Here is a 12,624-nt window from a genome sequence, read left to right as displayed (position 1 = left end):
GGTGTGGCAGCGCAATGATACGGCGGCGCGCGGCGGTGTGCGGCCGTGCAATGGTGTGCCGGTACGATACGGCGGCGCTGGCGTGCGCGATCGGTCCGGGGCGCAACTCCGGCTGTGCTATACGGGAGCGGATGGCGAACAGTGCGATCGCGCCCGAGAGGGTCACGCCGCTGAGCGGAGCGGCCGCCGCCTCGGTCGCATGGCGCAGCCGGGGCCAGCTCCGCGTCACCGTCATCGTGAAGGCCACGTTCGCGTTCGCGCCGGACGCGGAGATGCCGAGGGTCGAGCCGCAGAAGATCGTCCCCGGCGAGGTCCACCACGGCAACCACCCTGGGCGGAGCGTCAGGCTCACGAGCGATCTGGCCCCGCACCTGGACCGCGCCGACGTGCTCTTCACCGGCCACGCGCACGCGCCGCCGCCCGGCGCGCCCGTCCACTCCCTGCCTGTGCGACTCGCGATCTCCGACGAGACCGGGGTCCTCCTCGACAAGCAGCTCCTCGTCCAGGACAGGGCCGGATTCCAGCGGATGCCGCTCGTGTACGAGCGGGCGCTCCGCGGCGACAACGACGAGGAGAACTTCCTCGGCGTGCCGGCGAAGGGCGACCCGTCCGATCCCGAGGCGAACATCGTCGATCCTCTCCAGCCGGCGCGCGCGGCGGGCTTCGGCCCCATCGCGCGCGCCTGGCCCGCGCGCAGGCGGCTGCTCGGGGCGACCCCGCGCAAGGCGCTCGACGCCCCCATCGCCGAGATCCCCGACGCCTTCGACTGGTCCTATTACCAGGCGGCGCCCCCCGATCAGCGGATGGGCTATCTGCGCGGCGGGGAGTGGATCGAGCTCCACGGGCTCCACCCCACGCTGCCCCGGGTGAGGACGCGGCTGCCCGAGGCGCGCGGCCGCGCGCGCATCCACGGCCTCTCCGCCTTCGGCGTGAGCGAGGGCCACGAGCTCGATCTGAACGCGGATACGCTGCGCATCGACGGCGACGAGCAGCGGTGCACCGTCGTCTTCCGGGGCAGCTTTCCCGTGCCCGATACGGCCGCGCTCGCGGCGGTCTCCATCGTGGCGGGCGTCGAGCTCCTCGGAGAGACGCTCGCGTGGCCCGCGGGCCCTCCGGAGAGCGACGCGCGCGGCGGCGATGCGGCCGGCCGCGCGCGAGGCGGCGAGGACGACAGCGAGAGCCTCGGCGCGACCGTGGCCGACGCGGCCGCCGGGGGGCGCACGATGGGCCTCCCGGACGGCGTCACGGTGACAGCCGCCGTGGCCGCAGCGGCGGTCTGGGCGGCGGCGACCCCGTTTCGTCCGGGGCCCGCGCCCGACGACATCGCGGGGCAAGCCGCGGGCGCGCGGGCGCCCGGCCCCCGGCTCGACACCGGGACGCTCGCGCTCCTCGCGGAGGACGAGGCGCCCGAGGTGTCCCCCGCCGCGACGCTGGCCCTGCTGCCCGAGCAGGACGACAGCGCGGCGGAGCAGCCGGCGCTCCCGTTCCAGCCGGCGCTCCCGGGCGCGCCGCTGTCTCCGCCGGTGATCTCGCAGGCGCCGATCCCGGACGAGCGCATGAGCTCGGGCACGCTCGCGCTCCCGCCCGACGACGACTGGGGGTCGAGCGCCGACGCGCCGGAGGGCTCAGGATCGCTGGAGCTCGCGGTCCCCCCGGAGCGCGCGCCTGCGCGCGGGGAAGCAGCGGAGACCCCGGGCGCCTGGTCGCCGGAGCCCCCGCCGTCGGAACCCCCGCCCCCGCCCTCGGCGCCCTCGCCGGAGCCCTCGCCGCCGCCGAGGCCCGTGATCAGCGCCTCGCCTGCGCGCGCGCCCGAGGCCGACGAGCCGCGGGCGGCGGCGCCGCCGCCCCGGCCGGCCCCGCCGCCGGAGCGCCCGGCGCTGCCGACCCCGTCACCCGCTTTGAGAAGGAGCCTTTACGAACGGTTCGATCGCAAACGATAGCGCGCCGGGCCCGCCTCGGCGCGCGCGCCGGGCGCCCGGGAGGCGGGCGTCCAGCGGCAGGAGACCCTCTCCCACGGCACGGTGGATGGAGCTGCGACGATGACTACCCGATTCGATTCGCTGGACATTCGACTGGAGCTCTCCGGCTTCTCGTCCGACATCCTCCAGGTCAACAGGCTCTCGGGGCGCGAGGCGATCTCGCAGCTCTTCAGCTTCGACGTCGAGGTGGTGTGTCCGAGCGAGGCCGCGGTCGACGGCCAGACGTTCACGGGCGAGAACGTCGCGATCATCTTCGAGCAGGACGGGGTCGAGCAGCGGCGCATCCACGGCATGGTCGCGGAGGTGCACGACCTGCTCGCGAGCATGCTCGAGCACCGGGCGTACCGGCTGCGCATCGTCCCGCGCGCCTTCCGGCTGACGCTGGTCGAGACCACCGAGATCTCGATGAACAAGGCGGTGCCGGAGCTCATCAAGCAGAAGCTCGAGCTCGTGGGCCTGAGCGGGAGCGACGTGGATCTCCGGCTGATGAGCAGCTACCCGCCGCGGGAGTTCGTGGTGCAGTACCAGGAGACCGATTTCGCCTTCATCTGCCGCCTGGCCGAGCACGTCGGGATCAGCTTCTTCTTCGAGCACCAGGACGGCCAGGACACGATGGTCTTCACCGACAGCCCGAGCGGGTTCAAGCCCGCGGCCGGCGCGGCGTCCGTCCACTTCCGCGAGCGCGGGGAGACGCGCGACGTCTTCGAGATCGAGGCGAGGGCGCGGCTGGTCCCGAGCGTGTATGTGGCCCGCGACTACAACTACCGGCAACCGATGCTCGATCTGACGTCGGAGCACGTGCTGCCCACCGGGTATGCGGGCGGCGTGGTCGAGTTCGGCGGTCACTACAAGACGCCCGCGGAGGGGAAGGTGCTGGCGCAGATCCGGGCCGAGGAGCGGCAGGCGACGCAGCTCGTCTACGCGGGCAAGAGCTCGGTGTGCGCGCTGGGCGCGGGCGCGCGGTCGGTGCTGGAGGGGCACCCGAGCCTCGAGCCGCTCGACATGCTCTTCGTGGAGGTGGAGCACCGCGCGGCGCAGGCCGCCGGCGGCCGCGGCCCCTCCGACGAGCCGCAGCGGTACGTGAACACGTTCCGGGCGATCCCGGCCAAGAACACGTATCGACCGCCGCGGCTCACGCCGACGCCGCGGATCAGCGGGGTCGTCACCGGCATCGTCGACGCGGGGTCCGGCGGCGGGGGCAGCAACGCCGAGATCGACGATCAGGGCAGGTACATGGTCCGGTTCCTCTTCGACACGGGGCCCGCCGGGGGCGCGCCGTCGAGGCCGGTGCGCATGCTCCAGAACCACGCCGGGGCGAACTACGGCACGCATTTCCCGCTGAAGCCGGGGACCGAGGTGCTCATCGCCTTCGTGAACGGCGACCCCGATCGGCCGGTCATCGTGGGCGCCGCGCCCAACCCGCTGACGCCCTCTCCGGTGAACAACGCGAACCGGTCGACTCACCGGATCAAGACGCAGGGAGGCATCGTCTTCGATCTCGTCGACGAGTGAGCCGCGCGGCGCGCGCGCGCCCGCCCGGGCGCGCCGTTCACGGGGCCGGGTTCCTGGGGGGCGCGGGGCTCGCGGCGCGGGACGCGCCCTGGGCGAGGCTCATGGACCGGATGGCGTAGTTGAGCGCGGCGCGCAGGTTGCGTTGCGTGTTGAGCTGGGAGAGGTCGAGCCCGAGCGCGACCATGGTCTGGGCGACGTTCGGCTTGATGCCGGCGACGATGCCGTCGGCCCCGAGCAGCCGGATCGCGGTGACGAGCTGGATGAGGTGGCTCGCAACCCTTGTGTCGACGACCTCGACGCCGGTGAGGTCGAGGATGGCGAACCTCGCCCGCTTCTCGACGATCTGCGAGAGCAGGCTGTCCATGACCTCGGCGGTGCGCACGCTGTCGACGGTGCCCACCATGGGGAGGGTGAGCACGCCGTCCCAGACCTCGATGATCGGCGTGGAGAGATCGCGGATCACCTTCTGCTGCGCGGCGATCTGGTCGAGCTGGACGCGCAGCTCGTTCTCGGCGCGCCTGGACTCGGTGATGTCGAGCGACAGGCCGATCATGCCCTCCACGCGCTCGCCGCTGTCGTCCCGGAGCGGGATGATCCAGTTGTCCCATTCGAGGCCGTGCGATTCGTTGGAGAAGCGGCGGACCGCGCCGTCGAACCACTGCTCCCGAGCGCCAGCGAACTCCGGCACGCTCCCGAACAGGTCGAGCAGGTTGAGCCCGACGAACTGTCCGATCTTGAGCCCGGCCTTCGCGAGCGCCTTGCCCGCATGGTAGCGGCAGAGGCCGTCGCGGTCCGTCGACCAGAACGCGACAGACTCCATGTGCTCGGCAATGGCGTCCAGGATACGCGCCTTGAGCCGGAGCTTCGCCTGCGCCTCGTCGGCGATCTCGGGCGCGGCGCGGAGCGATCCGAGGACGGCGCTGCCGTCGGACGAGCGGCTGGCGCTGCACGAGAGCCGCCGGTAGGCCCCGTCGCCGTCGCGCAGGCGGACGCTGAGGGAGACGGGCTCGTCCCCCTGGAGGACCGTCGCCCAGGCCGCGGAGAGCGCCTCGCGATCGTCCGGGTGCGCGAGGTCGGCGAGGAGCGCGCCGATCGCGACCCCGGCGCCCAGCGCCTCGCGCAGCCCACCGCTCGGGTGGAGCAGCGCTCCCTCGGCCGACGCGACGAAGAGGAGATCGGGAGAACGGGCGAAGAGGTCGCCGAGCAACGCGTCGGGGGCAGATTCCATCTGGCTCGCATCTCCTCGTGAGCGGAGAAGAGAAGATCTACCGTGGACGACGCGCGCGGGGGAAGGGTCGTCGGGCGGGGGCGGTGCGATTGTGGTGGAGGCGCGCGGCGTGCGAGGCGCGATGGCAAGCGTGCTCATCATCGTGGCGATTCACGGCGAGGTGAACCGCGTACGGAGGTGTTTCGACTTACGTGGACAGGCGGTGGAGGGCAGGTCGTGAGAGGTGCGGCGCCGGGGGCGAGGTGTTCATGTCACGACAGGTTCGTGACGACGAGGCTGCGGACCCGGGGGGGTTCTCGATCTCCTCGACACGCTGAACTGCTTTGCTTTACGGAACCAGAGTCAACGCACCGGATGAACTCGCCGTGAAGCGAATCGAGGTCCTCGCCGCGTCGTCCGGTCTGCCGGTCTCATTTCGAGATGGAGGACGATCTCGGTATCGAGCAGGACGAGCCCGGTCGTGAGGGATCTGTGATCGCCTCGTCGAACTCCTCGCCATCTCACGCAGCGCGAAGCTCAGGCGCTGGACCTACCTTGAGGAGCGAGAACATCAACCGATGAGCCAGAAGCCAGCGAGATCCGCAACCCACCTCCTCGCCCCCTGTCCAGAACTCCACCTCTCCCGCACGGATCCGACCCCTCCGGCGCCCGCGTACCCCTTCAAATCTCCGCAGCGCCGTGTGATAGCCTCGCAGAGCGCCATGGCCCCCTACCGCTCCTTCCGAGAGGACCGTGCCCCGGCCCCGGCCCCGCCCCCAGGGCCGGTGGCCGACATGGTGCAGCAGTTCGCCGACCCGTACGCCTTCCTCCGCGAGCTCGTGCAGAACGGCATGGACGCGGGCGCGCGGAAGATCACGGTGCGCATCGAGATGCTGCCCGGCGCGTGCGCCACCTCCGTCACCGACGACGGGAGCGGCATGAGCCGCGAGGACATCGAGGGACCGCTGCTCACCCTCTTCAACTCGTCGAAGGAAGGCGACGCGAGCAAGATCGGCAAGTACGGCGTCGGCTTCGTCTCCGTGTTCGCCGTCCAGCCGGAGCACGTGGACGTGGAGACGTGGCGCGACGGACAGGCATGGCTCCTCCGGCTGCGCAGCGACACGAGCTACGAGCTCGAGGACGCCGGCCCCCGCGAGGGCAGCGGCACGCGGGTCACCCTGCTCCAGCGGCTCGGCCGCGTCCGCGAACGCCGCCACGCGCAGCGCGCGCAGGCCGCGCTCCGACGCTGGTGCCGGCACGCGCAGTGCGAGATCGCCCTCCGCATCGCCGACCACGAGGGCGACCCGCGGACGAGCGTCGTGCGCATCGACACCCCGCTCTCCATCGCGGCGCCCGTCTCCGTCACCGCCTCCGAGGACGAGACCACCTTCGTCGTCGGGCCCTCCGCCGGCGCACAGCACCTCGACCAGCCCGCCGCCGAAAGCGGCGCCGCCGCCGAGCACGGGCAGAGCTTCGCCGGCTTCTACAACCGCGGGCTCACCCTGTTCGAGACCGCAGACGAGCTGTTCAGCGGCCTCTCGGGCGTGCGGTTCAAGGTGATGAGCCCGCGCCTCCAGCACACCCTGAGCCGCGACAACGTGCGCCGCGACGACGCCTTCTGGGAGGCGATCGCCCGCGTGCGCGAGCTCGTCAAGGGGCCGCTCCGGCGCGAGCTCGCCGCGCGCCTGCCGCAGGCCGCCGCGGCAGCGGCCGCCGGCGCGGGCGCCGCCGCCTACGTGGCGATGCTCGAGGCGGCGCTGACGCCGCCGACCGCGCTCGATCCGGACGAGATCCCGTTCCCGCTCGCGAGCCCCGTCGAGGGCGACCGGACGCGCGCCGGCCTGCGGGCGCTCGCGCCGGGGCGCGCGCCGCTGCTCGTCGCCGCGCGGTCCGACGCGCTGACCGAGGCGATGGCGCAGAGCGGCCTGCCCGTCGTGCTGTGCAACCACCCCGCCACCGGCACGCTGCTCCATCGGTGCTTCCCGGCCGCGCGCATCGAGGAGGCGCGCGCGGCGTACCTGCTCGTGCGCGAGGAGCCGGAGAGCGCCCGCGAGGGCGACGCGGCGCTGCTCCGCGTCGTCGCCGAGGCGCTCGCCCGCGCCCGGCACGGGGTCGCCTGGGTGAGCCTCTGCCAGATCGAGGGCGCCCTCCGCCAGCGCGGCGCGATCCTCCTGCCCGGCCGCGGCGAGCGCAGCGCGCCCCACCGGAGCTGCCACGCCGCGCGCGACGTGGTGCGGCGCGCGGCGCGCTTCCGGCCCGGGAACGCCCTCTACCTCAACGTCGCCAGCGACACCGTGGCGCTCGCGCGCAGGCGCGCCGCCGTCGACCCCGTGACCGCCGGCAACCTGCTCGCCCGCGCGCTGCTGGTCGAGGCCAAGGGGCCGCTCGATCCGGCCGACAGCGACCGGCTCCTCGACCTCGCCGCGACCCCGCCGCCGCTCCCGGCGGGTCAGGGCGGCGCGCCGAGGGGGCTCGGGCGGTGAGCCGCGTCGTCGCCCGCGGCGCGATCCGCGTCGATGCCCGCCGCGCCGTCCAGAAGCTCCGGGAGCACCTGCTCGTCGACCTGGACCTCTACCTGCTCGAGCTCGTCCGCGCCGCCGCCGCCGGCGGCGCGACGCAGATCGACCTCCGCCACGACGCGGACGACGTCGCGCTGACCTTCGACGGGGAGCCGCTCGACGCGCCCGTCCTGGCGCGCCTCCTCGACCACGTGCTCAACGCCGCGCCCGACGCCGCGTCCCGGCGGCTCCGCCTGCTCGCGCTCGGCGTGAACGCGGCGCTCGGGCTGCGCCCGGCGCGCGTCGACCTGATCACGACGGGCCGCGGCCCGTCGGGCGAGGCCTCCGAGGGCACCTGCACGCGCGTGCGCTTCACGCCCGCCCTGCTCGAGGCGCCCGCCGAGGAGTTCGCGCCGGCCGCCGCCCCGGCATGCGACGAGGTGCCGAGGCCGCCGGGGATGCCCGCCGCCGGCATGCGCATCGAGGTGCGGCGGCGGCTCGGCTGGTCGGTGCTGCGGCGGGCGATCACGGGCGACACGCCGCCCGAGATCGCCCACCTCGCCGCGGCCACCGACGACTTCCCGATCCCGATCACGCTCGCGGGCGAGCCGCTCCGCCGCGAGCTCCCGGGCAGCCCCCCCGCGGTGCTCGTGCGCGTGCCGTTCCACGTGCGCGGCGCGCGGCGCGCGGCGCTGGAGGTCCTCGCGCCCCCCGAGGCGGCGCGGGGCGCAGGCCTCCCGGCGCCCCTCCCGGCTCCCGCCGCCGCGCCCGGCGCTGCGCCGCTCTCCGCGCGGGGCTCCGCGCCCCGGTCGGCTCCCCGCTCTGCGCCGCGCCCCGCGCCCCTCTCCACGCCGCTCCCCACGCCGCTCTCCGACCCCGCCTCCACCCCCCTCTCCGACCTGCCGGCCGTCGACTACCTCGAGCACGGCGTGCTGCTCGTCCGCGAGCGGTGGAGCTTCGCCCCGCGGTTCCCCTCGGCGCCCTACCAGGGCGTCGAGCTCCCGGTCCGCGTCGTGGTCGACGCGGACGAGCTGCCCACCAACGCGTCGCGCTCGGCGCTGCGCGAGGACGCCCCGCTCGGCGCGCGCCTCCGCGAGGCGGCGGCCGCCGCGCTGCTCGACGCCCTCCGGGCGCTCTCCGCGACCGTCTGCGGCCAGGGCGAGGTCCCCGAGGGCGCGCTCGTCCTCGGCGACGACCGCGGGCTGCTCGAGGACGCGCTCGCGGCCTTCGCGTGCGTCGCGACCGGCGCGGTCCGCGCAGGCGGCGCGGTGTCCGCCGAGGTGCGCGCCGTGCGCGAGCTCCCGCTGCTCCGCCACGGGCGCGGGCGCGGGCGGCCGCTCTCGCTCGCGGCGCTCGACGCGCGCGATGCGTCGCCCCTGTTCCTCTGGCGCGGCGGCAAGGCGCTCCCGGAGGAGCTCTCGCCCTGGGCCGACGACGTGATCCGGTGCCGCGGTCGCCTCGTCGAGCGCGCGCTCGCGGGTCTCCCGCTCGCCGACGCCGGGGCGATGGTCGAGCAGGCGAAGCTCGGCGCCGAGCGCCGCAGGGCGTTCCTCCGGCACGCGCCCGGCGAGCCCGTCGTTCCGCCCGCCCCCGAGCACGCGCTCCGCGCCGCCTTCCGCGTGGACGAGGGGCCGCTCGCCGGGCTGCGCGGCGAGCTCGCCGTCTTCGCGGACGACCTCCAGGCGCGGCGCAGGGCCGAGGTCCGGGTGTTCGTGGAGCGGCGGCACCTCGAGACCGTGGAGCTCGACCCGGCCGCCGTCCCCCTGCCCGTCGAGATCGCGCTCGCGTGGGACGGGCGCGTGCGGCCGCGCTTCTCGTACGACGGCGTGGAGCGCGACGAGCGCTTCTGGCGCGCGGTGCGCCACGCCCTTCACGTCGCCCTCGCCGCGGCCGACGCCGAGGCGCGGCGGCTCTTCGGGCCGAGGACCGCGCCGCCGGGCACCCCGCTGCCCCCGCCGCCGCCCGACGGCGAGCTCGCCCGCCTGAGGCCCGCGCTGCGCGCCGCGATCGGCGCGCTGTTCTGCGCCCCGCAGCGCCTCGGCGCGCCCCACGCCGAGCAGGGCGGCGGCCCGGCGCCGCGCCGCGGCGAAGACCTCGCGCCGTCGGCCTTCCAGGGCCTGCTGGAGGCGCGGATCTGGCCCATGCTCACGACGGACCGGTTCATGAGCCTGAAGGGGCTCGCCGCGTTCGCCCGGGCGGCGGGCGGCCTCTGCGTCGCGCCGCCCGAGGCGCGGGGGCGCGCGGCCGACCGGCGGCCGGTGCTCGCCGCCACGCAGCGCGAGCTCGACTGGCTCGCCGCCGCGCTCCCGGACTGCCCGCTGGTCTCCTACACCCCGGGGCTCTTCACCGAGGAAGAGCTCGCGGCGCGGGTACCGGCGCGGCGCCGCGCGCTCGCGGCGTCCCTCGAGAAGCTCGCCGCGCCCCGCGCCGCCGGCGCGCCCGTCCTCGAGGTGGCCGGCGACGGCTTCCTCGCGCTCGCCACGCCGAGCGACGCGGCCCTGGAGGCGTGGCACCACGCGTCGCAGCCGCTCGCCACCCTGGAGGCCGCGCCGCTGCTCGGCCCTGTCGCCGTCGCGATCGACCATGACACCGCCGTGCCGGGCAGGGCCTGGAGCGGCCTGCTGTCGCCGCGCAACGAGGCCGCCGTCCACGAGGTCGAGCGCGCGCTCTGCGAGGCGCTCGTGGCCGCGCTGGAGGGCGACCCCGCGGCGCGCGCCTGGCTCGGGATCGAGGGCGACCCGCTCCGCGAGCGCGATCGGCGAGCGCGCGCCCGCGTGATCACCTACCTCCTCGACTGCGCGCGGGCCCTCGCGCAGCGCGCCCGGAGGAGCGCGCCGCTCGACGCGGCCCTCGACGAGCTGGCGGCGCGCATCCGGCGCCTGCCGCTGCTCGTCATGCTCGACGAGCGCGGCCAGGAGGCGGCGTGCTCGCTCGAGACCCTCGAAAGGAATCACCCGGCGCCGGCGCCGATCCCGGTGCTCGACGCGGCGCCCGGCTTCGCGACGTTCTCCTGGTACCCCGTCGTCCTCCGCGAGGCGTGGGAGCGCGACGCCCTGTCGCGGTGGGCCGGCGGCCGCGTCCTCCCGGCGAGCGGCGGGGTGCCGGGGCGGCGGCGCGCCGCCGCAGAGCAGGAGCGCCGCGCCGCCGCCGCGCACGAGCGCCACGCCGCAGCCGAGAGGTCGCAGCAGGAGCGCGGGCACGTCGTGAGCGACCCGCGCGACTCACGCGACGCGCGCGCCCCGCTCGCGCTGCCGGCCGCGCCGCCGCACCCGCTGCTCCGGGTGAGCATCGCGGCGCTGGGCGTCCAGGGGCTGGAGGGCGAGCTCGAGATCATCGAGGGGCCGGCGTCGGATGTCCGCCTCGTCGGCCCCGACGGCGCCGAGCGGCGCCTGGAGGTGGAGCTCCCGATCCCGCTGCGCGTCCTCGCGCGCGCCGCCGCCGCGGACCCGCCGAGGGACGAGGTGCGCGCGCTGCTGGCGCGCCTCTCCAAGGCCGCGGGGCGCCGCCTGCTCTCGCTCGCGCCGCGCTTCGACGAGCTGCCGCCGTTCGCCCGGAGCCACACGCGCGGCGCCGTCCTGAGGACGCTGGCCCAGGGCAAGCGCGTCGTCGCGGACGCGGCGAGCGCGCCGCTGTTCCACGACCTCGACGGGAACCTCTTCTCGCTCGACGACCTCCGGCGCGATCCGCTGGCCGAGTGGCTGTGCACCGCCACGCCCCCGCCCTACCCGAAGCAGCGCTACGGCCGCCCGGTGCTCGCGCTGAGCAGGCCCGAGCGGCTGCAGCTCGCGACCGCCGTGCTCGTCAAGGACATCACCGACGCCGTCGCGCGCGACCGGGCGACCGAGGAGCGCCTCGCCGCGCCGCCGCTCGATGCCGTCGGCCTCGGCGCCGACGCGCGCGCGGCGAGCCTCGCGGTGTTCCCCTTCGCGCCGGAGGCCGGCGCGCAGGAGGGCGCGCCGGCCGCGTACGGCGAGATCGGCCTGCTCGCCCCGGAGCACGCGGCCGCGGCGGGGATCGCGGTGCACGTCGGGCGCCGCCCGCTCTGCGCGCTGGACGCCGGCGAGGGGTGGCCGCTCTGCGCGGCGATCAACGACGACGCGCTCGAGCCGAACCGCGCCTTCGACGGCCTCAAGGCGGGCGCCGACGCCGCGAGGCTCCGTCAGGCGGTGCGCGACGCCGCCGCGCGGTGGCTGCGCGCGCGGCTCGCCCCGCCCGAGGACGCGCTCGCGACCCGGTGGATCGACGTCGCCACCGCCTGGCATCGCCCGCTGCTGGTGACCGGCGCGCTCTGGCTGCCCGCGCGGTGGCCCCGCGCGCCGCGGGTGCTCGTCGCCGCGCCCTCCGCGGAGGTCCTCGGCGAGGGCGCCGCGCGCGACGCCTTCACGCCGCGCGCGCTGCGCACCGGGAGCGCCGCCGGCGGGCTCGTCGCGGAGCTCGCGCCGGTCGAGGGCCTGCTCCTCGTCTGGCCGCCGCGCGACGCGCGCTGGGACGCCGTCGCAGAGATCGCCATGGAAGCCGCCGCCTCGATGGCGGCCGAGCTCTCGGACGAGGCCGCCGCCGCGCCGTACCTGTGGAACCTGCACCTGCTCGGCCGCCTCTCCGGCGGCAAGCTCGCCGCGCGGACCGCCGCCGGGGAGAGCGTCGGCCCGGCGGAGATCCGCGCCGAGCTCTCCGCGACGGGCTGCGTGTGGGTCACCGACCGGCGCGGCAGCGCGGACGGCGATTTCCCCGAGGGGACGCCGGCGTTCGTGCTGCTCGACGACGGCTCGCCGCTGGTCGAGGTGCTGCGCCACCGCGCCGCCCGCGGCGCGCTGCGCGAGCTCGGCGCCCCCGCGGCGCCGCCGGCCCCGGCGGAGGCGATCGCGACCGGGGACGCGCCCGTCTCCGGGGAGGTCGCGGCGGCCGGGGACGCGCCCGACGCGGCGGCCGACGTCGCCCCCGCGGCGGCTCCTGCGGACGCGCCGCCCGAATCGAGCCGCGCGCGGGCCTGGGTGGGCGCGCTGTGGCGAAGCGTCCGCGGCCTCATCGGCGGCGCCGCGCCCGAGCGGCAGGACGTGTCGGCCGACAGCCCGCTCGCGGTGGCGCTCCGCGAGGTCCTCGTCGAGATGGGCCTGGAGGGCTCCCCGGTCCGCGCCGTCGTCGAGAGCCGCACCGGCAGGCCGGTCCGCTACGACGCGGGCCGCGGCCACATCGTCATCAACACCGAGCACGAGGCGCTCGCGTGGCTCCGCGCCCGCCGCGCGCCCGATCCCGCCGCCGTCGCGCTGCTCGCGGCCGCCGCCGTCAGCGAGGTGAACCGGGCCCTCCAGTCGGTCACCGACGCCGAGGAGCGCCGCGCGCTCGATCACCTGCTGCGCTCGATGGGTTAGCCGCCGCGACCTCCGAGCTGCCTCCCCGGGGGCCGTTGCCCCCCGCCCGTCCGAGCGCA

5 protein-coding genes are annotated in these 12,624 nt (G+C 76.2%); 4 read left to right on the top strand and 1 reads right to left on the bottom strand.

Going from position 1 to position 12,624, the window contains the following annotated elements:
- Positions 1-131 precede the first annotated feature (131 nt).
- A complete protein-coding gene (locus tag WME76_RS41530; protein ID WP_437957691.1) occupies positions 132-1,940 on the top strand; it encodes a DUF2169 family type VI secretion system accessory protein in 1,809 nt (602 codons plus the stop codon).
- A gap of 99 nt (positions 1,941-2,039) precedes the next feature.
- Positions 2,040-3,491, top strand: coding sequence for a type VI secretion system Vgr family protein (locus tag WME76_RS41525; RefSeq protein WP_437957690.1), 1,452 nt, complete (start codon positions 2,040-2,042; stop codon positions 3,489-3,491).
- Positions 3,492-3,528: 37 nt separating this feature from the next.
- Here WME76_RS41525 and WME76_RS41520 read toward each other — a convergent pair whose 3' ends face one another.
- Complete coding sequence (locus WME76_RS41520) at positions 3,529-4,719, bottom strand: STAS domain-containing protein (RefSeq protein WP_437957689.1); 1,191 nt, start codon at positions 4,717-4,719, stop codon at positions 3,529-3,531.
- Positions 4,720-5,420: 701 nt separating this feature from the next.
- Here WME76_RS41520 and WME76_RS41515 point away from each other — a divergent pair.
- Together WME76_RS41515 and WME76_RS41510 are read left to right on the top strand one after the other, a co-directional pair.
- Positions 5,421-7,181, top strand: coding sequence for an ATP-binding protein (locus WME76_RS41515; protein ID WP_437957688.1), 1,761 nt, complete (start codon positions 5,421-5,423; stop codon positions 7,179-7,181).
- Positions 7,178-12,565 carry a hypothetical protein gene (locus WME76_RS41510; protein ID WP_437957687.1) on the top strand — a complete coding sequence of 1,796 codons (5,388 nt, stop codon included), beginning with the start codon at positions 7,178-7,180 and terminating at the stop codon, positions 12,563-12,565. The genes WME76_RS41515 and WME76_RS41510 overlap by 4 nt, the downstream gene beginning before the upstream one ends.
- Positions 12,566-12,624: the final 59 nt, after the last annotated feature.

The sequence above is a fragment of the Sorangium sp. So ce119 genome (assembly GCF_051524405.1).
In the GTDB taxonomy this organism is placed as follows: domain Bacteria; phylum Myxococcota_A; class Polyangia; order Polyangiales; family Polyangiaceae; genus Sorangium; species Sorangium cellulosum_G.
This window is presented reverse-complemented; position numbering and strand designations above follow the sequence as displayed.

What these genes read in the sequence shown, in the direction of transcription:
- WME76_RS41530 (WP_437957691.1), top strand. Translation starts at nt 132, where the DNA reads ATGGCGAACAGTGCGATCGCGCCCGAGAGGGTCACGCCGCTGAGCGGA.
- WME76_RS41525 (WP_437957690.1), top strand. Translation starts at nt 2,040, where the DNA reads ATGACTACCCGATTCGATTCGCTGGACATTCGACTGGAGCTCTCCGGC.
- WME76_RS41520 (WP_437957689.1), bottom strand. Translation starts at nt 4,719, where the DNA reads ATGGAATCTGCCCCCGACGCGTTGCTCGGCGACCTCTTCGCCCGTTCT.
- WME76_RS41515 (WP_437957688.1), top strand. Translation starts at nt 5,421, where the DNA reads ATGGCCCCCTACCGCTCCTTCCGAGAGGACCGTGCCCCGGCCCCGGCC.